This window comes from Pelagihabitans pacificus (assembly GCF_009371985.2).
Taxonomy (GTDB): domain Bacteria; phylum Bacteroidota; class Bacteroidia; order Flavobacteriales; family Flavobacteriaceae; genus Pelagihabitans; species Pelagihabitans pacificus.
Genome location: NZ_VIKU02000001.1, coordinates 1,370,146 through 1,393,052, shown reverse-complemented (window position 1 = coordinate 1,393,052; position 22,907 = coordinate 1,370,146). Strand labels below are relative to the sequence as shown.

General features: G+C 44.3%; 18 protein-coding genes and 1 tRNA gene. 5 read left to right on the top strand and 14 right to left on the bottom strand.

Annotation, left to right across the window (positions count from 1 at the left end; all coding sequences use genetic code 11):
- The first annotated feature begins 11 nt into the window (after window positions 1-11).
- Window positions 12-1,268: an MFS transporter gene (locus tag FK220_RS06135; RefSeq protein WP_152573372.1), complete on the top strand. Its 1,257-nt coding sequence runs from the start codon at window positions 12-14 to the stop codon at window positions 1,266-1,268.
- A 61-nt stretch (window positions 1,269-1,329) separates the two neighbouring features.
- On the opposite strand, the gene FK220_RS06130 is transcribed toward FK220_RS06135, so the two are convergent.
- The 6 genes from FK220_RS06130 to FK220_RS06105 form a co-directional block, all read right to left on the bottom strand.
- Complete coding sequence (locus tag FK220_RS06130; RefSeq protein WP_152573371.1) at window positions 1,330-2,094, bottom strand: UDP-2,3-diacylglucosamine diphosphatase; 765 nt, start codon at window positions 2,092-2,094, stop codon at window positions 1,330-1,332.
- Between the two features lie 36 nt (window positions 2,095-2,130).
- Window positions 2,131-2,580 (bottom strand): 6-pyruvoyl trahydropterin synthase family protein, encoded by a 450-nt coding sequence (locus FK220_RS06125; RefSeq protein WP_152573370.1) that lies wholly within the window; start codon window positions 2,578-2,580, stop codon window positions 2,131-2,133.
- 61 nt (window positions 2,581-2,641) lie between these two features.
- Complete coding sequence (locus FK220_RS06120; RefSeq protein WP_152573369.1) at window positions 2,642-3,064, bottom strand: hypothetical protein; 423 nt, start codon at window positions 3,062-3,064, stop codon at window positions 2,642-2,644.
- 217 nt (window positions 3,065-3,281) lie between these two features.
- On the bottom strand, window positions 3,282-4,049 hold the full coding sequence (locus FK220_RS06115; RefSeq protein ID WP_152573368.1) for an enoyl-CoA hydratase/isomerase family protein: 768 nt from the start codon (window positions 4,047-4,049) through the stop codon (window positions 3,282-3,284).
- Between the two features lie 71 nt (window positions 4,050-4,120).
- A complete protein-coding gene (locus FK220_RS06110) occupies window positions 4,121-5,455 on the bottom strand; it encodes an MATE family efflux transporter (RefSeq protein ID WP_152573367.1) in 1,335 nt (444 codons plus the stop codon).
- A gap of 12 nt (window positions 5,456-5,467) precedes the next feature.
- A complete protein-coding gene (locus tag FK220_RS06105; protein WP_152573366.1) occupies window positions 5,468-5,968 on the bottom strand; it encodes a GNAT family N-acetyltransferase in 501 nt (166 codons plus the stop codon).
- 53 nt (window positions 5,969-6,021) lie between these two features.
- Here FK220_RS06105 and FK220_RS06100 point away from each other — a divergent pair, with 53 nt between their 5' ends.
- The 3 genes from FK220_RS06100 to FK220_RS06090 all read left to right on the top strand — a co-directional run bounded on the left by FK220_RS06100 (window position 6,022) and on the right by FK220_RS06090 (window position 7,835).
- Window positions 6,022-6,819 carry a universal stress protein gene (locus tag FK220_RS06100; protein WP_152573365.1) on the top strand — a complete coding sequence of 266 codons (798 nt, stop codon included), beginning with the start codon at window positions 6,022-6,024 and terminating at the stop codon, window positions 6,817-6,819.
- 52 nt (window positions 6,820-6,871) lie between these two features.
- Window positions 6,872-6,945, top strand: a tRNA-Ala gene (locus FK220_RS06095).
- A gap of 179 nt (window positions 6,946-7,124) precedes the next feature.
- Window positions 7,125-7,835: an SDR family oxidoreductase gene (locus tag FK220_RS06090; protein WP_152573364.1), complete on the top strand. Its 711-nt coding sequence runs from the start codon at window positions 7,125-7,127 to the stop codon at window positions 7,833-7,835.
- A gap of 61 nt (window positions 7,836-7,896) precedes the next feature.
- Here FK220_RS06090 and FK220_RS06085 read toward each other — a convergent pair whose 3' ends face one another.
- From FK220_RS06085 to FK220_RS06070, 4 genes are all read right to left on the bottom strand, one after another.
- Complete coding sequence (locus FK220_RS06085; protein WP_152573363.1) at window positions 7,897-10,644, bottom strand: PD-(D/E)XK nuclease family protein; 2,748 nt, start codon at window positions 10,642-10,644, stop codon at window positions 7,897-7,899.
- Between the two features lie 67 nt (window positions 10,645-10,711).
- Window positions 10,712-12,052: an OmpA family protein gene (locus FK220_RS06080; protein ID WP_152573362.1), complete on the bottom strand. Its 1,341-nt coding sequence runs from the start codon at window positions 12,050-12,052 to the stop codon at window positions 10,712-10,714.
- Window positions 12,053-12,165: 113 nt separating this feature from the next.
- Window positions 12,166-13,359 (bottom strand): glycine C-acetyltransferase, encoded by a 1,194-nt coding sequence (kbl, locus tag FK220_RS06075; RefSeq protein ID WP_152573361.1) that lies wholly within the window; start codon window positions 13,357-13,359, stop codon window positions 12,166-12,168.
- Between the two features lie 9 nt (window positions 13,360-13,368).
- Window positions 13,369-16,509 carry a UvrD-helicase domain-containing protein gene (locus FK220_RS06070; RefSeq protein WP_152573360.1) on the bottom strand — a complete coding sequence of 1,047 codons (3,141 nt, stop codon included), beginning with the start codon at window positions 16,507-16,509 and terminating at the stop codon, window positions 13,369-13,371.
- Window positions 16,510-16,786: 277 nt separating this feature from the next.
- On the opposite strand from FK220_RS06070, the gene FK220_RS06065 reads away from it, so the two are divergent.
- Window positions 16,787-17,395 carry a superoxide dismutase gene (locus FK220_RS06065; RefSeq protein WP_152573359.1) on the top strand — a complete coding sequence of 203 codons (609 nt, stop codon included), beginning with the start codon at window positions 16,787-16,789 and terminating at the stop codon, window positions 17,393-17,395.
- A 1,152-nt stretch (window positions 17,396-18,547) separates the two neighbouring features.
- Here the strand turns inward: FK220_RS06065 and FK220_RS06060 are convergent.
- The 4 genes from FK220_RS06060 to purN all read right to left on the bottom strand — a co-directional run bounded on the left by FK220_RS06060 (window position 18,548) and on the right by purN (window position 22,854).
- Window positions 18,548-20,446: an amidophosphoribosyltransferase gene (locus FK220_RS06060; protein WP_152573358.1), complete on the bottom strand. Its 1,899-nt coding sequence runs from the start codon at window positions 20,444-20,446 to the stop codon at window positions 18,548-18,550.
- Between the two features lie 141 nt (window positions 20,447-20,587).
- The gene (locus FK220_RS06055) at window positions 20,588-21,514 is read right to left on the bottom strand and encodes a PfkB family carbohydrate kinase (protein WP_152573357.1); all 927 of its coding nucleotides are present in this window, start codon (window positions 21,512-21,514) and stop codon (window positions 20,588-20,590) included.
- Between the two features lie 120 nt (window positions 21,515-21,634).
- Window positions 21,635-22,270, bottom strand: coding sequence for a ribonuclease H1 domain-containing protein (locus FK220_RS06050; protein ID WP_152573356.1), 636 nt, complete (start codon window positions 22,268-22,270; stop codon window positions 21,635-21,637).
- Window positions 22,270-22,854: a phosphoribosylglycinamide formyltransferase gene (purN, locus tag FK220_RS06045; protein ID WP_152573355.1), complete on the bottom strand. Its 585-nt coding sequence runs from the start codon at window positions 22,852-22,854 to the stop codon at window positions 22,270-22,272. The genes FK220_RS06050 and purN overlap by 1 nt, the downstream gene beginning before the upstream one ends.
- Window positions 22,855-22,907: the final 53 nt, after the last annotated feature.

Sequence of the window (22,907 nt, the reverse complement as noted above, 5' to 3'; positions counted from 1 at the left end):
TAAACGATTGCATGGATCCATACGCTGCCTTACGATTTAAGGAATTCAACATCTTTTTAGGCGTACGATTTGCCATGGTATTTGCTTGGTCGATGCAATTCATTGTCATCGAATGGCAGGTCTACACGATGACCAAAGATCCGCTTTCCCTCGGAATTATCGGTTTGATGGAGGTGATTCCCGCGGTCTCTACAGCGCTCTTTGCGGGTCATGTGGTCGACCAAAAAGAAAAAAGAAACCTACTGGTGAAATGTATCCTCGGGTTTTCGGTCATTAGTTTGGGACTTTTTCTGCTGAGCCTACCTTCGCTGGAGGCTTCCGTTGCCACCACGACCGTTCTGTATGCCATCTACTTTTTGGTTTTTATGGGAGGAATCGTCCGAGCCTTTCTAGGACCGACTATTTTTTCCTTGATTGCATTGATCGTTCCCAAAAAAGTGTATCCCAATGCGGCTACATGGAGCAGTACTACTTGGCAGTTGGCCTCGGTTCTAGGTCCTGCGGCTGCGGGATTTTCAATTAGTTGGATCGGGGTACATTGGTCTATGTGCCTTATTTTGGGCTTTTCCTTGGTGGCGCTGCTCAATCTCTTTCGCATTGCACGCAAGCCCATTCTAAATCCAAAAATAGGGGAACCGGTACTGAAAAGTTTAAAGGAAGGAATTCGATTTGTTTTTGAGAGCAAAGCGATTTTTGGAGCATTGACATTGGATATGATCGCCGTATTGTTCGGTGGAGCCGTGGCACTGCTCCCGGTTTTCGCCCAAGACATCCTACAGGTAGGGTCGGAAGGTTTCGGGGTATTGCGGGCGGCCCCGGCGGTCGGTGCCGCCTTGATGATGGTAGCCTCCACTAGGTTTCCATTGCACCAGTATGCAGGGCGCAAACTATTGGTGGCGGTTTTTGGCTTTGGGGTCTGTATCATCGTATTCGGATTATCGACCTCGTTCTTGATTTCGGTCGTAGCCCTGTTTCTAAGTGGTGCGTTGGATGGAATCTCCATGGTCATACGCCAGACCATTCTACAGTTAAAGACGCCAGACCATATGCGGGGCAGGGTAGCTTCGGTCAACTCGATGTTCGTGGGCTCCTCGAATGAATTGGGAGCCTTTGAAAGTGGTGTGACCGCAAAATGGATGGGAACGGTTACAGCCGTCGTTTTCGGGGGTACCATGACCTTGCTCACGGTTGGGATAACCGCCGTGGTCTCGCCCAGCTTCAGAAAGCTCGATTTGCGTCGGGATGTCGAGGAGCATGAGGCAGGTTGAGCTATTCTTCACCTAAGCAAGCCGCCTTTTACTCCTTCAGTGATTTTTGGGTACGCTACATTCAATCGAACTTTTCCAAAGCAAGTTCCTTGCCATCAAAAACGGCATAGGTATAATACTTGATCCAATCACCCAGATTGGTGTACCTTGATTTTCCGTTCAAATCGATTTCCAAGGGTAAATGTCGATGGCCAAAAATGAAGTGGTCGTAATGATGGGTCTCCAACTTCCGTTTGGCGTATTGTACCAGCCATTCCCTTTCTTCCCCCAAAAATTGGGCATCTTCATCACCGGAAATGAGCTTGTTCTTTACCGAGAAGTACTGGGCCAGCCGCACCCCCCAATCGGGATGTAACCAGCGGTACAACCATTTTGCAATGGGATTGGTAAATACTTTTTTCATACGCTTGTAGCCCTTGTCGTGCGGACCCAATCCGTCACCGTGACCTATAAAAAATGAAACACCACTAATTTCGAACTGTTGTGGTTTATGAAAGACGGGAATATTCAGTTCCTCCTCGAAATATCCGTTCATCCATAGGTCATGGTTGCCCACAAAATAGAAGATAGGGATGCCCGAGTCGGATAATTCGGCCAATTTACCCAAGGTTCGGGTAAAGCCCTTTGGAACGACGGTCTTGTATTCCATCCAAAAATCAAAGAGATCACCTAGGAGAAAGATAGCCCCTGCATCGGCTTTAATAGTATCCAACCAAGCAACGAATTTTTTTTCCCTGGGGCGGCTCTCGTACATAGTAGGCGCACCCAAGTGATTGTCACTGGAGAAATATGCCTTTTTACCTACTGGAAGATCGATGGTCCTCATTAGACTGTAAATATAGGCAAAGACAAACGGACCACCCTAGTTGTCAGCGGCGAACCATTCCGCGAATGATGTTTCGGTTTCCTGAAGTTTTAGCGAATGTAATTGAATGTTTTCAGGAAGTCTTGCTTTGATTTTGGCCGCAAAATCAATGACCATGCATTCGCTTGTAGGTTGGTAATCGGCCAGGATTACCTTGTGGCCCCTATCTTCGAGTTCCTTGGCAAGCTCAACATGAGGCGTATTTTTGTTAAAAACGGTGGCATGGTCAAAGACATCAACGATTTCTTCCTTTACGATTTTCTTCAAATCCCCGAAATCGATGACCATACCGAGTTTTACATGGGAAGTATCCGTAATAGGGGTTCCGATAACGGTTACAGAAAGTTTGTAGCTGTGACCGTGCACGTTACGACATTTGCCGTCATAACCGTACAGGGCATGGCCGGTCTCAAAATTAAACTGCTTGGTAATCCTAATATTTCCCATGGGGCCTTTTTGGAAAGCAAAGGTAGGGATTCTACCAAAACGTGGAATCGAATTCTAGGCTTTACTCCACGATAAGGTTGAGGTTTCCACTTACGCTTGAATGGCAACAATCAGTTCCTGCGGAGTATTCCGCTCGAATGACTTCTTTTTCGTCGATGAACCCTTTAAAAACGATGCTTCTGCTTATAGGAAAATTATCACGGTCGGTAAGGTCGTCGTATAATGGATACCTTCCTGCCTGTCTTGCTTGTTCAAGCTCCTCCTCGGTAAGCGTTCGCGTAAGATCTTCACCGGTGTCAAGATCGGTAACGCTAAAAGCGTCCAAGGGAATGGCGACCCCGCTCGGGTCAGTAACCGTAACAGTATGTGAGATGAAAATGTTTGTACAAGCACTTGCCGAGCAGTCTATATTGGTCGAATCATCATCTCCGTTGCATCCTAATAACAGCAGTAATAAGGCGATTCCAAAAACAGTATTTCTCATGGTCATCGTATTTGAATTGCATAGCTACTTATGAGATACCTGTTTTTGGGATGGTTGCGTGGACTAGCGTTTGAACCTGCGACGCATCCGTATTCGATTAATGAAATAGATGACCACCACGAAAAGGGCCAAAACGGGAAATATAAGATCACCATTTAAAAACTGTAGAATTTCCATCGTACCTATTTTCTACTACAACGAACTACCAAGACGAATATTATTTTTTAAACTTGGATAAGGCTTTTTTGGTAAATTCGGACAACACCAATGTTCCTGTAATACCCGCCCGCTCGACCAAGAGTTCATCCCAATGATCGGTATCGTTCCACAGTACTTTTTTCCATTCTTCGAGGGCCTCGGGGTTGAACTGCGATAGTTTTTGGGCGAAAAAGTCAATTTCCTTGTCCAATTCCTTGGTGGTTTCAAAGACTTTGGAAAAAAGTCCTTTCTCTTGGGCCCAGTAGGCGTTTTTCCACTCGGTGGGGGCCAGGGATAATTCACAGATAGCGGCCTTTCCGATTTTTCGTTCCACCGCTGGGGCGATGACCAGCGGAGCGATGCCGATGGTTAGTTCGGAAAGTCGTATCGATGCGTTGACCGAAGCAAAGGTGTAATCACAGGCCGCTGCGAGGCCAACTCCCCCGCCCACAGTTTTTCCTTGGATCCGGCCGATAATGACCTTTTTACATTTCCGCATGGCGTTGATGACGTTTGCGAAACCGCTAAAGAATACTTTGCCTTCCGATAAATTTTCAATGGCGACCAATTCATCGAACGAGGCACCCCCACAAAAGGCACGGTCGCCCTCGGATTTTAAGATAATGACCGTAATCGAAGGATCTTCGGAAAGTTTTTCCAGCTCCAATACCAATCGGTTTAAAAGTTCGGCAACAAACGAATTCCCGGCTGGATGGCCGAATTCCACTATGGCTACTTTGTTGGCAATGTTGGTGTAGAGGCTTCCGTTTTGTCTTGTAGTTGGCATCTGTTGTTGTTTGCTGTAAAAGTAAAATATTCTTTTTAGAAGGGACAAACCTCCTTCAGTAACCTAGTGAACTAGTGGGAAAAAAGCAATGGCCGAAACTTTCTGCGAAACTTCCAGACCAAGGCGCCACCACGAACCGCCATCCACACCGCAAAGGCAATCCAAATACCGGTGAGGCTCCAATGCAGGTATTTGCCAATAAAAAGTGTGGGGACAAAACCTAAAAAGGTAGCTGCAAGAAGCGTGTTGCGCAAATATTTCATTTCACCCAATCCTTTGAATACACCGTCAAACACAAATGCAACGGCATTCATCGGAAGCCCTAGTATCAACAGATAAAAGATACCATAAAACGCTTCCAAAACAATGGTTTCGTTTGAAAAAAGGCGTCCAATGGGGCGGTAAAAAACGAACCCGAAAACCACCAATACGGTACTTACCAATAGCCCGTATGTAATGATTTTTTTTGCTAATTTCCAGAGTCCGGAGTAGTCCTTGGCTCCCAGTAGGCGTCCTCCCATGATGTTGCCTGCAGCACCATAACCATCAATAAAAAAGGCAGAAAACAACCATAGGTTAATGGCAATCGTATGGGCCCCGATAAATCGGTCGCCCAGGGCGGTCGCCTCCCGGACGGCCAAGATCAGGGCCGTATTAAGGGCCACGGCCCGTACGAATAGGTTTAGGCTCATCCCGATCAATCTTTTGAGCTCGGGATGCCAAGGTCGTCTCAGCCGCAAACTGATATCGGTCTTCGTAATCAGAAGAAAAATGGCCATGATTGCCATGACCGCTTGGGCGATTAAACTGGCCCAGGCGGCGCCTTCAAGATAAAGGGGGTCGATCCAGCCTTCGATGCCATATACCAAAATGAAATCGAGCACTACGTTCAGGACGGCTCCTATAACAGCGATCATCATGGGCCAATACGTATTTTGTAGCCCCCTAAAAATTCCCATCACGGCAAAGGCAAAAAGAGTCAAGGGAAATCCCCAGACCCGAATGGAATAGTAACTGATACAATATTCGAGGATTTTACCGGTGGCATTTAGTAATTGAAAGATTTCCTCGATCACAAAAATGGTCGAAAGCAGTACCAAAACACTTAAACCAACATTCAAATAAATGGCCTGGGCGGGCAGGGTTTTAACCTCCTCCAAACGGCCAGCGCCCAGATACTGGGAGATTATGGCCGAGATGGCACTACGTGTCTGCCCTAATACCCAAATGAGCATGGAGAGAAAAGAACCGACAATCCCTGCTGCGGCCAACGATTCAAGACCGTCAACAGGGATGTTTCCTACGATGGCGGTATCGGTAATCGACAAAAGTGGTTCTGCGATACCAGCAATGGTCGCAGGTATGGCCAGGCTATTGATGGTCTTAAAATTGATGGCGGTCTTCAAATGGCATGGTGGTTATAATACTAATTCATAGCAGTGAAACGGATGCGCGCTCTGTTTTGGGAAGTAAATAGCACCGAGTTTGGTATAGCCGCGGTTTTCATAAAACCGTTGGTTGCGCTTATTTTGACTAAAGGTGTCCAGTCGTACCGAGGAGACCCCCATTTCCTTAGCACGATTCTCTGCAAAATCCATCAAGCGTTGGGCATGCCCTTTTCCTTGTTGATCGGGGTGGACGGCCAGCCTATGAACATATATATTATTCTCATTTGGTGTAAGCCATGTAACCGGAACGTATTCTTCATCCATTAAAGTAGAGAGCACTATGGTACCGACGATGTTGCCAGAAAGCACCAAAACAAAAAGTTCGTCGCGTGCGATGTCGTTTTCAAATGCGGTTTGTGAAGGATATTGATCGTTCCATTGATAGATTCCGTGTTCGATCATATGGGACGCACAAGCCTTGGTCAACCTCAAAATATCGGGTATTTCCGATATCTTTGCACTCCGAATCATAAACAGGTTTAATTTAATTGTAAATTTAACCTATAATTAATCAAGATAAGGCTATGTTAAACATTCTTGTTCCTATTGGCGTCAATCCGGATTCGCATGCTACCCTGCAATACGCCGTGGACTTTGCATCGGTTTTTTCGGCACGGGTTTTCGTGATGGACGTTATTAATGTCAGTTCGAAGACAGGAGGCCTAACGAGTGTAAGCGAAAAAGTAGCACAAAATAGTAAGGAGAAGCTTCGGGAGCTGATCGATAAGGTCGATGCAAAAAGCGTCGATATCAAAATAGCCACTTATAACGGGGATATTGTTGATGGAATAAAGGATATTGACCGAGAATTAGGCATCGATCTGCTAATTCTTGCCCCTCGAAGTAACGACATCAAGGAAGAGTTGTATTTGGGACACACCACGGGAAGAATCGTCAAGAGAACCAATATCCCTATTTTGATCGTTCCCAAAGGAACCACGTTGAGACCTTTGAAAAATATTCTCACGGCCTTTAAATCGGGAATTCTGAAGCGGAAGCGAATACTAGATCCATTGATTGCCATCAAGAAAAAATTCGATGCGCAGGTTAACTTATTGTTGGTCAAGACTCCGGGCTATACCGACGATGATTTAAAAATTGATACCGCTTTGATGGATATCTGTTCGAACCTGACCATTACCGAAAATGCGACTACCTATCAGGGGGTTTTGGAACATTTTCAATCACAAAAACCGGATTTACTCTGTGTATTTCGTCGCAAACGGGGCTTTTTTAAGAGTCTATGGGAAAAAAATACCATTCCCAAGTCGGAGTTTTATGCTACCGTACCCGTCTTGGTCCTATGCGTCAAGAAAGATTGATTTGTACTTTGATACTTTCGTAAAAAGTAGTTCCTTTGAAGTCTAAAATCTCGGGGGATTAGCTCAGCTGGCTAGAGCGCTTGCCTGGCAGGCAAGAGGTCACCGGTTCGACTCCGGTATTCTCCACGAAACCATCACTCCTGTGATGGTTTTTTGTTTGGGCAAATGTCACCCGTTCCCCCGAGGCGGTATTCTCCACTAAAACCATCATTTCTATGATGGTCTTTTGTTTTTAGCAAAACAATAACGTTTGCCAGCTTTTATCGCAATGCCTGGAGAATTATCTTTAACAAAAATCAACGCATATGGATTTGACAAACAAAGTAGCCTATATTACTGGAGGGTCTAAAGGTATCGGTTTTGGCGTAGCCAAAAAGTTAATAGGGGCCGGCATGCGTGTGGCCATCAGTGGGCGTACCTTAAAAACCGTGCAGCAGGCTGCGGAATATTTAGGAGACGACGATGCCGTATTGGCCCTGGAATCGGATGTCACCCAACTGGGTGATGAACAGAAGGCGGTTCAGGCCATATTGGACAAATGGGGCCAATTAGACGTGGTACTGGCCAATGCAGGAGTAGGGTATTTTGCTCCCATCGATGAAATGGGCGATGACCAATGGCACGAGATGATCGACACGAATTTGAACGGGGTATTCCACACTTTGAAAGCCTCGGTAGCGGCGCTTAAAAAATCCAAGGGCTATTATATGACCTTGGCCAGTTTGGCGGGAACCAACTTCTTCGCTACCGGAGCGGGATATAATGCCACGAAGTTCGGTGTAGTCGGTTTTACCCAGGCAGCGATGTTGGATCTTCGAAAATACGACATCAAGGTTTCTACAATTATGCCAGGGTCCGTGGCGACCCATTTTAACCACAACGAACCAGGTGAAAAGGATGCTTGGAAGATACAGCCCGAGGACATCGGGGATTTGGTGTTGGATCTGTTGAAAATGCACCCCCGTACCTTACCCAGTAAAATCGAAGTGCGACCTACCCGACCTGATTTGAAGTGATAGGTGATAAGCAAATATGGACGTTCGGGATTTCATAATGAAATGCAAAATAGACGTATGGTTAGATTTCTTTTTCTTCCAATGGGACAGATGGATTACAGATTTCCAGGATTAATTTTTTGAGTTCCGTCCCAAATTTGGTAAGGACTTGCCGATCGATAATGGTATTTTTGTTCCTGCTTCCTTTTTTTTCCTTGGTCGCAAAGGGCAGTAGCCCGGCACTCAGATTTTTAAAGGAAACAATGCCCGCATGCAATTCGTTAATAGGATGCCGATTATCGTACATGTAGGAATAGCATAGTAATTGAAACGCCTTACTGTAATCGTATTCCGTTGTTATCTGTTCCCAATCAACAATTTCTACTTGTGAGGCAGTGGCCTTCCCGGTCTTGTAGTCGATAATTCTGATTGTACCGTCGAAACTATCGATGCGATCCAACTTTCCTTTCAGTAGAACGGGAAAATCCAATTCGGGAATCGATAGGGTTCGCTCCAGCTTTTGCTCCAAGGCCAGGATTTTAATTTGGTGCTTTTGTAATTGTGCAATCTCCATATCGATAAAGTTTTCGACATAGCGACCTACGACCTCAAAGGCGATCAGGTTTTTGCCCTGGCTTATATCTCCTTCCAGATAGCTTTCGGCGAAATATTTCCTCACCACGTCGCTCGTTTTCGATTTGGCGATGTTCAGACCTTGCGTTGTAAGATAAGTGCCCAAAAATGGGGTATAAAGCTCTTCCAAGGTATCGTGCACGATGGTACCGAGGGTATTGGCCGCCACGGTCTCCTCTACTTCCAACACATCATCGATTTTCAAAAGGTTACGTTTGTAAAAATCAAGGGGATTTCTAATATAATTGGTCAATGAGGTAGGGGAGAAACCGTTACTGGCATGTTGTTTAATGACTTCCATTAAGGCCTTATCTTTCGTAATTTTGCCAAGGGTTTTATGATTGGGCAGTATCTTCGGTGCAGCAACTCGCTCAGTGATATCGAATTGCCTTGACTCATCAGTCAGCAGTTGTCGAATAAGTCTGCTTGGCTCGCCTCCTTCCAGCACATCGGGTTCGGTATTGTAGAGTAGATATACATTTTGGGCACGTTGTAACAAACGATAAAAGTGATAGGTATATACGGCGTCTTTTTCCTTATAGGTAGGAAGTCCGAAGTATTTCTTCAAATCGAATGGAATAAAGGAATTGTGCGATTTTCCCGATGGTAGAATACCTTCGTTCACAGAAGTTAGGATGACGGTTTCAAAATCGAGGTTACGGCTCTCCAACATTCCCATGATTTGAAGTCCCTCTAAGGGCTCTCCCTGAAAATCAAGGGTCTCAGCGACCAGTAACTCTTTGTAAAGGCTTAAAAGCGATTTTTGGTCGTCGATAAAGCTGTGTTGACCCAGAAGTTCGCTTATCTGATTGAAAAGGGTATAAAATCGATACAGGTATTCAATAGCAAGTGTATCGTTCGATTCGGAAAGCGCATCCCGCAATGATAGAATCAGTGACAAACACCTTTGAACCAAAGTGTCGGGGGTCGCAGGACCCTCAAAAAAAAGCAGTGCAATACTAGGATGGTTTTTCGTGGCTTTGAGCAGTCGATCAACGGAAATATGCGTCCAATTATTGTTTTTGATGCGGTTGGATAACATCTTTGCAATATTGGTTTGCCCATCGGACAATAGCGTATTGAGGTAGGGGTGTGCCAAAAAGTCTAACAGGGGTTTGTAGAACCATCCTTCTAAGTCCCTGTTGATATAGAGGTTTAGGAACTGTGTAAAAAGACTTGCAAGGGGTGTTTTGGCCAAGGGATAGCCCATTGTGATATTCACATCGGGAATTTCGGAAGGGATGGCATTCAATATAGGGTTAAGCAACGATTCTTCTCCCAATACCACCGCAGTATTTCTTAGGAGTGACTCGTTCGTCTGATGGAGGGTTGTTAAAAGGTGTCCTACGTATTTGGCCTGCGATACGTTTTTGGGCACGCCGATGACCTCGATTTTCTTCTGTTCCTTGTAATAATGGCTTCGTCCGTTTATCCCATTTTTTTTGATATACTCCCAAGTCTTTTGATGCTGCCGGATAAAAAATCCGGCATCGTGGATGGGATCCTCCAGAAAATAGGTATCGATATCCCAGTAGATTTCGGCTTTCAGATTGGCCAGAATAGTCTGAATGATCTGTGATTCCGCAGCATTGAGAGCGTTGAAACCGATGAAGATGTGTATTTTATCCTTTTGAGTCTCCAAATAGGCACTCAATTTTTGGCAGGCAGTGCGATATACCAGTCCTTGATGACCTATTCCCTTAGCGAGCAAGGTTTTGTTGAAATGGTGGTAGAGCTTATCGAGCTTGTTCCAGAATGACAGATACTCTTCCATCATTTGGGTCTTTTTGGCTTCTGGTGACCAGATACTTATTTCCTGTATTGCCGAAAGGTTGGAAAATAGTTGGTCGGCGTCAATAAGATAGCGATCGATTTCATTAAAATCCTGTAAGAGGGTCTGGCCCCATTTGGAGAAGGCAAAAAAAGTATCTTTCTCTCCTTTTTGCAGGGAATCGTAAACTTTATAAAGCTCAAAGAGTTGTTCGGTATTCGTAGCATAATCGATTTCTGAAACATGCGCCACAAAGGTCTCGATACTATAGATTTCCGGTGCGAAAACTGTTTTTTGGATGTGTTTTAGAATACTGTTTCTGGTAAATGTGCCTGCACGTTTGCTGGGAAGAATAAAGATGAGGTCTTCGAAGTGAGTATACTTTCGGGATACTTCCGCTACGACCTCTTCCAAAAAACTTTGCATGATCAAAAATAAAAAAAGCCCTGACGATTACGTCAGGGCTTTTCATTTATTTAAAAATTCTAGAAACTTACTTGATCAAGTTGATTTCCGTTCTTCTGTTTTCTTTTCTACCAGCTCTGGTCTTGTTATCGGCGATAGGCCTGTCTTCACCATATCCGATAGCGGTCAAACGATCGGCGGCAATACCTTCGGCAATCAAGAAATCCCTAACGGCATTTGCTCGTTCCTCAGATAGCCTTTGGTTCAATTTGGCACTACCTACGCTGTCTGTGTGACCTTCTACAGAGAACTTTGCGTTTGGATATTCGTTCAATATTCTGATGATATCAACGAAGACAGAAGTGGCGGAAGGATTCAAGGAAGACTTGCCAGTATCGAATAAGATAGTTTTAGCATAGTCGTTCAATTGCTTCTGAACTTCTTCGGTTACTTCAGGACATCCGTTGTTGGCTACAGTACCGGCAACATCTGGACACTGATCGTCTTTATCCAATACACCGTCACCATCTTTATCTGGCCATGGGCATCCTTTATTTTCGGCAGGTCCTGCTTCGTTTGGACACTCATCGTCCTTGTCGGCTACACCGTCACCGTCGGCATCTGGACAACCCGCAAGATTGGCCAAACCAGCTTCGCTTGGACAGGCGTCATCCTTGTCGGCTACACCGTCACCATCAGCATCTGGGCAACCGTTCATTTCAGCGGAACCAGCTTCGTTAGGACAGCTATCCTTGCTATCTTCAATTCCGTCACCGTCGGAATCCGGACATCCGTTGAAGGCTTCTAGACCGGCAACTTCCGGACAAGCATCATCTTTGTCATAAATTCCGTCACCATCGGTATCGGTACCACCAAATTTCACGGCGATACCGGCCAAGTGTTGCCAGTGCTTTACTCCATAATCTTCGAAGGCATGCTTATAGGTCATCTGCAAAGTAAGGCCTAGGTTTTCGGTGAACCAGAAATTCACCCCGGCGGCGCCGTTAACGGTACCGGCTCCGATTTCATCTACCCACGTGTAACCACCACCTACTTCGAGGAATGGGTCTACTACGGTGTTCTTTAAGAAGGTATATTTAATGGTACCATCTATAGCGTAATGTGAGAGGTCATCGACACGGGTGTCGCCCAACTTGTTGATTCTATTCAAGGAACCTCTAGCACCTACCGAAAAGTTATTACCAACAGCTTTGGAGACAGCGATATAGGAAATGGAGGGAAGGATGTTCCAGTGATCGTTCACATTGAATAACTCGTTTCCAAAAGAACTTCCATCACCCGTAGGATATGTGTCTATGGCATTGGCCCCAAAACTAACCTGCCAAGGGTTATTCATGTCTTGAGCTTGTATGCTGTTAAAACCTACAAAAAGCAGGGCAGCAATCAATAATTTGCTAAGATGTTTCATGTTCAAATTTTTAAGTTTAAGTGTTTATTAGCAGCAAATGTAAGTTGTTAATTATTATTAACAAAATCAATTGTTTATTTTTTTTAGTGCATTTCAGGTGTTAAATAGTGCATTTAAACGATATTCAGAGCTTTCCCCACTTCGGTAAATGCATCGATTGCCTTGTCTAAATGCTCCTTTTTATGGGCAGCCGATAATTGCACTCTTATTCTCGCTTTTCCTTTTGGGACTACCGGGTAGAAGAACCCGATAACATATATACCACGCTCCAAAAGCATGTTCGCCATTTCTTGTGAAAGCTTGGCATCATGCAGCATTACGGGAACAATGGCAGAGTCCCCGTCGATAATATCGAATCCGGCGGCCTTGATTCCCTTTTTAAAGTAATCGGTATTTTCTTGAAGTGTATCCTTTAGGGTAGTATCGTTTTCCAACATCTCAAAAACCTTTATGGATGCCCCTACAATGGCCGGGGCCAGGGAATTTGAAAATAAATAAGGTCTGGAGCGCTGTCTTAGTATCTCGATGATTTCTTTTTTACCCGTAGTATAACCGCCCATTGCTCCACCCAAGGCCTTGCCTAAAGTTCCTGTGATGATATCGATACGTCCCATTACCCCTTTTTCTTCCAAGGTCCCCCTGCCGGTCTCGCCAATAAATCCTGTGGCGTGGCACTCATCGATCATCACCATGGCATCATATTCCTCCGCAAGGTCGCAGATCGTATCCAAGGGCGCCAATAGGCCGTCCATAGAAAAAACCCCATCGGTGACAATAATCTTAAAGCGGGCTCCGTCCGAGTTGGCTTGCTTCAGTTGTTTTTCAAGATCGGCCATATCACTATTGGCGTACCGGTACCGTTTTGCCTTGCAAAGTCGCACACCGTCGATAATCGAGGCATGGTTCAAGGAGTCGGAGATAATAGCATCCTCAGCGGTTAGTAGTGGTTCAAAAACCCCGCCGTTCGCATCAAAGGCCGCAGCATACAATATGGTATCTTCGGTTCCGTAGAAATCGGCTATTTTTTTTTCGAGCTCTTTGTGAATGTCCTGGGTACCACAGATAAATCGAACCGAGGACATTCCAAAGCCATGGGAATCCAACGTATCTTTCGCTGCTTGCACAACCGTAGGGTGCGACGATAGCCCTAAATAGTTATTGGCGCAGAAGTTTATGACTTCCTCTCCCGTTGAAATCGTAATGACCGCATCTTGTGGAGAAGTGATGATGCGTTCTTCTTTATAAAGACCGTCTTCCTTGATCTGGTTCAGTTCTTTTTGTAGATGTTCTTTTATTCTTCCGTACATGTTCTAGATTTATATGAATTCAGGTGTAATTGTTTCGTTAATATAGACAATGATCTTGTTTTCCACAACATAGCCCATTTGCCTTAATGTATGGGCATAGCCATTCAACTGTCGTTGATAGGAAGCATTTCTTTTGCCGGTTTTGTAATCGATTATCGAGACGTTCTTTCCGTCGAAAACCAGTCGATCAGGGCGTATGATATGTCCGTCAGCGGTCATGATATCCTTTTCGTTCCTTACCTCATATCCTTTTTGATAATAGACGGCCAATTCGGGGTGGTGAACCAGTTGCCCCATGGTCTCTTTGACAAGTGTTAACTCCTCCCCTTGTACCTCCCCTCTTCGGGACAAGGCCATTAATACATCATCAATATCCTCCACCGTTTCCAAAATGCCCATGGCTTCATGTATTAGGTTTCCTTTTGAAAGGGCCGCTTCCCTTTCGGTATCCCAAAGATTGCCGGTGCTTGTTAGAATCCTAAAACCCGGTCTTTCTTTGTGGGTATATTGGTAAGGGATGTATGCTACGATAGCATCGGTCTCTTTTTTAATCGGGTCGAGTTTCCCGAAACTAAAAGTGTCCTTGGAAGGGTCCCATAATCCCTTTTCCCTTAAAAAATGAATGAAAAGGCCGGAGTAGTAATCGGTGTTGTGGCCTCCGGTCTTATCGAGTTGTTTTCTTGTAACGATGAACAGTGCTTTCTCGGCACGGGTCAGGGCCACGTATAAAACGTTGAAGGCATCCAATTCCATCTTTTGTTCTTCCTCCTCGTATAGCTGTTTCGCGATTGCCCCATATCGTAGTACTTCCTTCTTTTCGTTAACGAGCAGCTCTTCAAATTCGCAGTAGTCGTTTTGATCGACGGGCAGCCATAACTTTTTGTCCATTCTCTTGTAGAGGTACTCATTCGCGTATGGAAAAATGACGATAGGGAATTCCAACCCTTTTGCTTTGTGAACCGTCATCACCTGCACCGCGTTCAGGTGATCGGGCGCGCTAAGACCCAAGCTATCTTTTTTCTTTTCCCAATACGCTAGGAAGGATCGTATTCCCGTACCCTCTTTTTGCTCTACCTCGAGTACGGTATCCATCAAAAATAGAATATAGGCATCGGACTCATTGGCTAAATTGAATTGTCTGATGGCCAATTCCAAAATATCGTAGACCGATTTTTGCTTCATCAACTCCAGATCAAATCCGAATTCATCCTTTAAAACGGCTTCCAAATCCCCTAAATGCCGTGCTATGAACTCGTGACGGCTCTCTTTTCCCTTTGATAGGAAGAAGAGTACGTTGTAACTTATGGCCAAATCCCCAAATTGATTTTGGTAGTGCAGTAGGTCTATTAAGAACCGAACCTTTTCACTGCTTAACAGCAATAAGCTTTCAGAGGAAATTACCGGAATATGTTGTTTTGTCAGAAAATCGGCCAGTGCGACACCCTCCTTGTTACTTCTTACCAAAATACAGATATCACTATATGTATGCCCCTTTTGCAACACCTTTTCAATAGTCTGGAGGGTAGCCATACCATATAAGAGATCCTTGTCTTCCTCCACCGTCTCTTCGACAAAGGTCAATTGCACATAACCACCCTTCTTGGTGTTGGGAAGTTGTTGGTTTCCTTCCAGAAACAACTGCTGGTATAATTGGTTGTTCAAAAAAGGGGCCGAGATGGTAAAAAAGTTGTTGTTGAACGCAATAATTTCTTCATGACTCCGGTAGTTCGTAGGAAGAGGATACACCTTTGGTGCAATGACGAACGGATTGGCCCGATTAAGGATAAGGTCGAGAAATTGCTCGGCCCGACCTCCACGCCAACGATAGATAGCTTGCTTGGCATCCCCGACAAGAAATAAAGAACCCGTCTTTCCTTGCGCATCTTGGCTTTCTAGTGCATTGGCGATCAAAGGCACCAAATTCTCCCATTGCATTCTCGAAGTATCTTGAAATTCGTCGATAAAATAATGCCGGTACTTTTCTCCCAGACGTTCATAGATGAAGGGGGCTGGTTGATTTTTGATTTCCTTTGAAATGATGGTGTTGAATTCGGAAATAGATAACTGATCCCGTTCTTTTTGCAATTGTTTGACTTCCTGTTGTAAACCGTTCAATACGGTCAAGGGTACGATATTGTTATAGGCGTTTTTCAGAAGCGCCATCTCGTAGTAGTGTCGCTTTATGGCAGAGAACGATTCAATGAATTCGGGAAGCAAGGCATCGATTCGGGCTTTCGTATGGTCTGGGCAAGTTTTGTTGTATAGGGGCTTCGAACCAAAATCTACCCGCCAAGAACGGTCGAAATCAAGGTTGGTATCCCCCTCAGCGATTTTTTGGATATACTTGGGGAAATAACCACCGGTGAAGTCCGCAAACTCAAGACCATTGCTTTCGATATACTCCAATATTTTTGTCGCTTGGAGGACCATGTGGCCTTGGGCGGATTTTATTTTTTGTTGGAAAAGCTTTCTCAATTCCAAAAAGTCCTCGATGCCCTTGTCATGAAACTTTTCCAGGTGTACCGCATGATTTTCGCTGAAGAGTAGTTTGCCAATTTTATTCAGGTCGTGGGCCACGTCCCAACTTTTGTCGTCATCTATTTTTTCAAAGGCAAACTCGATAAGGATTTGGGTCAACAAAGAATCGCTCCCCGCCTTTAAAATCAATCGTGAGACCGCCTCGCTCAATAATAAATCGTTATCCAGTATCACCTCAAAATTCTGCGGTAATTTGAGGTCTTTGGCAAAGGTGCGAATGAGTCTATGGGTGAATTTGTCGATAGTCGAGATATCGAAAAAAGCGTAATTGTGCAAAATTTCCTTTAGAGCATCCCTTGATCTAATTCGAAGGGTTTCCGAGTCGAGCCCTATTTCTTTTTGGACATCAAGGAATAACGGCTTTGCCTTTTTGATATCGAAGGTGTTGGCAAAATCATGTAGGCTACCTAGAATACGGTGTTTCATTTCTTCGACTGCCTTATTGGTAAAGGTAAGGGCCAATATTCGGGAATAACCTTTCGGGGAAGAGAGCACGATTTTGAGATATTCCCTTGTGAGGGTGTGTGTTTTACCCGAACCTGCGGATGCGTTAAAGATTTTAAAGGGATGGTCCTTCTTCGGTGTTTCCTGAACGTCAAACAATGTAGCCATCGAACCCATTTCCTTTTGATTACAAATATCACATTTTAGGTGGTCTTGACTAAATTTTTATTACAGGAATAAATGTGGGTGGCACAAAAGTGGCTTCACTGAGCTATAAGCTCATGCCAGGTATAAAGAGTTTGTCAATGAAGAAACTGGTACAAGCTAAAATTTATGGTAATTGAGTGCAAGGTGCACATCTTCTTAACAAATTATTAAAGAAATATGTTTGTTAAAAAACGTAGTTTTGATAAACACAATATTTTAACTTAAAAACATACATATTATGGCTTTTGAACTACCTAATTTACCCTATGCCTACGATGCATTGGAACCACATATCGATGCCCGTACCATGGAAATCCATCATACGAAACACCACAATGGATATACGACCAAACTAAATGGTGCCATTGAGGGAACCAGCCTCGCTTCCAAGTCGATAGAGGATATACTCGCCAACTTGGACATGGGCAATGCCGCCGTTCGTAATAACGGAGGTGGATTCTACAATCATTCGCTCTTCTGGGAAATCATGTCGCCTAACGGGGGAGGGCAACCTTCGGGAGCTTTGGCAGATGCCATTAACGATGCCTATGGTTCTTTTGATGAATTTAAAGAGAAGTTTAGTTCGGCCGCAGGCTCTAGATTTGGCTCAGGCTGGGCATGGTTGTGTGTTCATAAAGGCGGAAAAGTAGAGGTTTGCTCAACACCGAATCAAGACAATCCGTTGATGCCCAATACCGGATGCGGGGGTTTCCCGATTTTAGGATTGGATGTTTGGGAGCATGCTTACTATCTGAACTACCAGAACAGAAGACCGGATTACGTGAACGCTTTTTTCAATATCATTCATTGGGATAAGGTAGCCGAGTTGTACGAGGCAAATAAATAACACAGTTGTATATTATTGATTTAGAGCCATTTTACCTTAAAGGGTAGAATGGCTTTTTTTTGGTAGGCGCCACCAAAAAAATAGAAAAGGGCGGAGAAGCCTCCACCCTTTTCGTCCCAAATCTTACCATAAACTTAACCTACTTATGCTATGGCAATACTAAATTACTGGTATTGTGGGAAATAAAAAAGAAATTTTAAGAAATTTTAAGTGTTTTTGGTTAAAAAAATTGTAAGTAGAATTGGTTAAAAGTGAGGGTAACCTTGTTAATTGCTAGGGTTCCGGCAATAAAAAAGGCGGAGCAAAGCTCCACCTTTTTCCCCAAATCTTACCATGAACTTAACCTACTTATGCTATGGTTCCTCAAAAATAGACCTAAATGCCCCAGAGGAAAAAGGTTTTAGACGAACGCCCAACTATGGCGTTGAAATACCTTAGACGGCATAATGTCCTATACAAGTGAAAGAAAAGGAATACAGAATGTTTCCATCAACTCTTGGTTGTAACTCGCCGGCTTTCCCAAACTATACGGTTTGAGGTACTTCGCTATCATAAACCTTATTTATATTTCCGATGGAACGAACCCAAATAAACAATGCAAGTTTCCCAAAAAATGTGTTGACTTCTGGCATGTTGATTGAAGAAGTAGATAATCGGATTACCAGAAATGGCGATAAAAATGGCTGATCAATAAAAAAGGCGGAGCAAAGCTCCACCTTTTTTCCCCAAATCTTACCATGAACTTAACCTACTTATGCTATGGTTCTCCAAATGTATTGGAAAACAGATTTGAGAAAAAAAATCATGGTTGAAATTCCTTTAAATGGGTTGAAATGTAGTTATGAAAATTTATTTGGAAGAAGAAATGGGAAATTCGGGCATTCTCGACCGGAGAAAACCCTAACGCTCTTGTCGTGGTCTGGTTGGTAGGTATGTCATGGCGGGATGTCTTGACCAAAACTGACCATGACCAAATAAAAAAGGTGGAGAAGTCTCCACCTTTTTTGCCCCAAATCTTACCATGAACTTAACCTACTTATGCTATGGCAAATCTAAAATAGGCGGGCCACTTACCTTTGAAGCCAAAAAGACGATGAAAACAAATAATTATCGATGAAATGCATAAAATGGAGTATTTCATCGATAAAATCCCTAATAGGCCCGTTGGTTTTTTCCTTCGTAAAAATTGATAAAAGCCCGATTGACAACTCGATTTCCACCTGGAGTCGGGTAGTTGCCCGTAAAGTACCAATCCCCTAGGTTTTTCGGACATGCCCGATGCAGGTTTTCGATAGTTTGGTAAATAATCTCTACCTCGGCCTTGATATCTTTAGGACTGAGTAAGTCACCTATTTTTGCCGAAATTTCATCTGCGGTGAACGGGGCGTAGAATTCCTTCACGTAGTTGATGACCTGTTGATCTTTGGTGTTCACCTGCTCCAGACATTTTTGATAGATATCGTCGATAGTCTGCATCGTATTTCGTTCCCTATGCAACTCTAAAGCGGCTCTAAAAGCGATAAAATCCTCTAATTTTGCCATGTCGATTCCATAGCAATCGGGATACCGAATTTGTGGGGCAGATGATACTACGATAATTTTTTTTGGCGATAACCGGTCAAGAATGCCTAGAATGCTGTTCTTCAAAGTGGTGCCGCGTACGATACTGTCGTCTATGATGACCAGATTATCCCCTTTGTCAACCGAACCATAGGAAATGTCATAGACATGGGCAACCAGGTCATTTCTGCTGCTATCTTGCGTGATAAAGGTACGTAGTTTTGCATCTTTAATGGCTACTTTTTCGATGCGTGGTCGAACCTCCAGTATTTCGTGAAGCTGTTCGCTGGTAATACCGGCCCCAAGCTGCAATATTTGTTCCTCCTTCTTTTTATTGAGATAATTCTGCGCCTCTTTGACCATACCGAAAAAAGAAGTTTCAGCGGTGTTTGGAATATAGGAGAACACCGTTTTTTTGATATCGCCGTTGATGGCCGAGAGTATTTTTGGAAATATCAGCTTACCCAACTCTTTACGTTCCTGATAGATTTCCTTATCGCTTCCCCTTGAAAAATAAATGCGCTCAAAAGAACAAGCTTTTCGTTCTACGGGTTCCAAGACCTTTTTGATGGCGGTTTCCCCACTTTTCTTAATAATAAATGCATGACCGGGATCCAATTCTTGGACGGCTTCGTAGGGTACATTAAAAACCGTTTGGATAGCTGGCCGTTCGGAAGCCACTACTACAATCTCCTCATCTTGATAATAGTAGGCAGGCCGAATCCCTGCTTGATCACGCAACACGAAGGCATCCCCATGACCGAGCAAACCTGCCATGGCAAAACCACCGTCGAAGTTTTTGGTTGCCCGCTTCAAAATCTTGTGCACTTTCAACCGTTTGGCGATCAGTGGCGATGCTTCCATTTTATTATACCCTTCTTTCTTGATCTGTTTATAGAGCTTGGCAACCTCATCGTCCAGGAAATGTCCTATTTTTTCCATCACCGTAACCGTGTCGGCCATCTCCTTCGGATGTTGCCCCAGCTGAACGAGGTTGTCGAAAAGCTCATGTACGTTGGTCATATTAAAGTTGCCCGCAACGATAAGATTTCGGTGCATCCAATTGTTCTGACGTAAGAAAGGGTGTACGTTCTCTATGCTATTTTTACCAAAGGTGCCATAACGAACATGGCCCAACAACAGCTCTCCTATGTAAGGAATGTGACTTTTTTGAAGGGCGACATCATCGGCATATTCCGGATGTTCTTTTAGAGCCGTATTGATGCGGTCGTTGATTTGGGCGAAAATATCCTGTATGGGCTGTTGAGCGGCAGAGCGTACACGACTCATATAGCGTTCGCCTGGTTTCATGTCGATTTTAATGCTCGCAAAACCCGCTCCGTCCTGTCCTCGGTTGTGCTGCTTTTCCATCATGAGGTACATCTTGTTCACCCCATAAAAAGCCGTTCCGTACTTCTCCTTGTAATACTCTAAAGGTTTAAGTAATCGGATGACCGAAATGCCGCATTCATGTTTAATCGCATCACTCATTCTAACTGTACTTTTTATTTCCTTAACCTTGTTCGAGAGGTGCCCAAGACCAGGTTGCTTTTCTTGCTCCTTTGGCGGCTGACGTCTGCCTGATTTCTATTGCGGACAAGGCTAAAAAAAGCCCCAAAAAGGGGCGTGTTTTCATTGCAATTCTATATCAAATTGTGTCAAGGCCTTGAATTGATGCAGCCTCTGGTTTATCTCCTCTTTTTTTAGGTTCTTCATTCGTTCGGTTCCGAAACGCTCCACGCAGAAAGAAGCAAGGTTCGAGCCGTGGATAATAGCGCGTTTCATATTATTGAAGGAGAGATTTTCGGTCGCTGTCAAATACCCTACAAATCCCCCGGCAAAGGTGTCGCCCGCACCGGTTGGATCAAAGACTTCTTCCAACGGAAGTGCAGGAGCAAAGAATACGTTTTCATTGTTAAACAACAGCGCACCGTGTTCCCCCTTTTTAATGACCACATATTTTGGACCCATTTCCTGTATTTTGGAAGCGGCAGTTATTAAGGCGTATTCTCCCGTCAATTGGCGAGCCTCTTCATCGTTAATGGTAATAACATCAATGTGTCTGATGACTTCCTTCAATTCTGGCAATGCATTATCCATCCAAAAATTCATGGTATCCAAGACAATCAACTTGGGCCGTTTCGTCATTTGGTCGATAACGCTCATCTGAACACTTGGGTGCAGGTTGCCCAGCATAACCACCTCGGCATCGGTATAACTTTCCGGGACAACAGGATTAAAATCGGCCAGGGTATTTAGTTCGGTCACAAGGGTATCCCTAGAGTTCAGGTCGTTGTGGTACTTTCCCTTCCAATAAAAGGTTTTTCCACCTTTGACGACTTGGAGTCCATCGAGGTTCATGCCGTGGTTCGAAAGCAAATCCAAATAGTCGTTTGGCAGGTCATCGCCAACGATGGAGATAATGGCCGAGTCCACATCGAATTGAGCGGCCGCGAGGCCAATAAAGGTAGCGGCACCGCCCAAAATCTTGTCAGTTTTGCCAAAAGGCGATTCAATTTCGTCAAAAGCTACGGTGCCTACAATTACGAGTTTCCCCATCTGTTTTGAAAATTTGCTGCAAATATACAGTTTTGGGATACCAATTGCGCAACGTATTTATATCAAATTATAAAATTTGATGAAGGTCTTGGTATTATCCTTGAACAAAGACCGGTAAAGTCATTTTCTCCCAAAATCCGCAGGGATCTCTCCCCATGCCTTGGTCTCCCATTTGACGATCGGAGTGTTGTAGGAATTGTTTTTTAACCAAGTGATGGCCCGCCGAATCAAGTCGAACAACGGCTTGTTCCTAGGGTTCTCTTCCAATTTGGTATTGCAACTCTTTTTACGCACCCAGCTCATGGCCGTACGGGAGTCGGTATAGATGATACGGTCGCTCTTGCGTTCTTTCAAATAGGCAAGCCCGTGCACAATGGCAAGGAACTCACCAATATTGTTGGTACCCTCCGCGAAGGGGCCTTGTTTGAACAATTTCTTACCTGTTCTGGTATCGACCCCCTGATATTCCATCACCCCGGGATTACCACTGGAGGCAGCGTCTACCGCTATCGAGTGGTAATTAGGGCTACCTATCTTTAGCAATTGCTCTTGCGTTAGCGATGGTTCCCCTTTCTTCTTGCCCTTGTACTCATCGTAATTGCCGTTGTAGGCTTTCTGGGCCAACTCAAAGGTAGGGAACGACTTGTATTGGGCTCCCCTGAACCCGGTAATCGCGGCCTTGCAATCGTCCCAGGTAGTATAAATGCCGGGGCGTTTACCTTTCCAGACCGTGTAGAACTTTTCTTTTTTGGCCATCAGTCTCCTTCTAACAATCGTTCGATTACTCTGGGAAAATGCTCGTATTCCAGTGCATGTACTTTTTGGGCAATGGTTTCGACCGTATCCTCTTCGGATAGGGCTGTTTTGGCTTGATAGATAATAGCCCCCTCGTCGTAATCCTTGTTTACGTAGTGTATGGTGATACCTGTTTCTTTTTCCCCTTGTTCCTTTACTGCCCGATGCACATGTTTTCCATACATGCCTTTTCCTCCGTATTTGGGCAACAAGGCTGGGTGAATATTAATGATCTTATTAGGAAAATAATCGATGAGGTTTTGTGGGATTTTCAAAAGGAAACCGGCAAGGACAATCAAATCCGGTTTTAGGCCCTTTAAGATATCGAGTACACCATCACTTTTGGAGAATGCCGCACGGTTAAAGTATAAAGCGCTAATATTCAAAGTATTACATCTTTCTAAAACCTTGGCATCACTTTTGTTGGTGAGTACCATGGCTATCGTAATGTCGGGCCTATCACGAAAGTAACGCACTATGTTTTCAACATTTGAACCTGAACCTGAAGCAAAGAGAACGATACGTTTTGTGGGCAGTTCGACCATCACCGAAGAATCATAAATTTCTCCGACGAAAATACTACTCCTGTCCTTAATTT

What these genes read in the sequence shown, in the direction of transcription:
- FK220_RS06135 (WP_152573372.1), top strand. Translation starts at nt 12, where the DNA reads ATGGATCCATACGCTGCCTTACGATTTAAGGAATTCAACATCTTTTTA.
- FK220_RS06130 (WP_152573371.1), bottom strand. Translation starts at nt 2,094, where the DNA reads ATGAGGACCATCGATCTTCCAGTAGGTAAAAAGGCATATTTCTCCAGT.
- FK220_RS06125 (WP_152573370.1), bottom strand. Translation starts at nt 2,580, where the DNA reads ATGGGAAATATTAGGATTACCAAGCAGTTTAATTTTGAGACCGGCCAT.
- FK220_RS06120 (WP_152573369.1), bottom strand. Translation starts at nt 3,064, where the DNA reads ATGAGAAATACTGTTTTTGGAATCGCCTTATTACTGCTGTTATTAGGA.
- FK220_RS06115 (WP_152573368.1), bottom strand. Translation starts at nt 4,049, where the DNA reads ATGCCAACTACAAGACAAAACGGAAGCCTCTACACCAACATTGCCAAC.
- FK220_RS06105 (WP_152573366.1), bottom strand. Translation starts at nt 5,968, where the DNA reads ATGATTCGGAGTGCAAAGATATCGGAAATACCCGATATTTTGAGGTTG.
- FK220_RS06100 (WP_152573365.1), top strand. Translation starts at nt 6,022, where the DNA reads ATGTTAAACATTCTTGTTCCTATTGGCGTCAATCCGGATTCGCATGCT.
- FK220_RS06090 (WP_152573364.1), top strand. Translation starts at nt 7,125, where the DNA reads ATGGATTTGACAAACAAAGTAGCCTATATTACTGGAGGGTCTAAAGGT.
- FK220_RS06085 (WP_152573363.1), bottom strand. Translation starts at nt 10,644, where the DNA reads ATGCAAAGTTTTTTGGAAGAGGTCGTAGCGGAAGTATCCCGAAAGTAT.
- FK220_RS06080 (WP_152573362.1), bottom strand. Translation starts at nt 12,052, where the DNA reads ATGAAACATCTTAGCAAATTATTGATTGCTGCCCTGCTTTTTGTAGGT.
- kbl (WP_152573361.1), bottom strand. Translation starts at nt 13,359, where the DNA reads ATGTACGGAAGAATAAAAGAACATCTACAAAAAGAACTGAACCAGATC.
- FK220_RS06070 (WP_152573360.1), bottom strand. Translation starts at nt 16,509, where the DNA reads ATGGCTACATTGTTTGACGTTCAGGAAACACCGAAGAAGGACCATCCC.
- FK220_RS06065 (WP_152573359.1), top strand. Translation starts at nt 16,787, where the DNA reads ATGGCTTTTGAACTACCTAATTTACCCTATGCCTACGATGCATTGGAA.
- FK220_RS06060 (WP_152573358.1), bottom strand. Translation starts at nt 20,446, where the DNA reads ATGAGTGATGCGATTAAACATGAATGCGGCATTTCGGTCATCCGATTA.
- FK220_RS06055 (WP_152573357.1), bottom strand. Translation starts at nt 21,514, where the DNA reads ATGGGGAAACTCGTAATTGTAGGCACCGTAGCTTTTGACGAAATTGAA.
- FK220_RS06050 (WP_152573356.1), bottom strand. Translation starts at nt 22,270, where the DNA reads ATGGCCAAAAAAGAAAAGTTCTACACGGTCTGGAAAGGTAAACGCCCC.
- purN (WP_152573355.1), bottom strand. Translation starts at nt 22,854, where the DNA reads ATGGTCGAACTGCCCACAAAACGTATCGTTCTCTTTGCTTCAGGTTCA.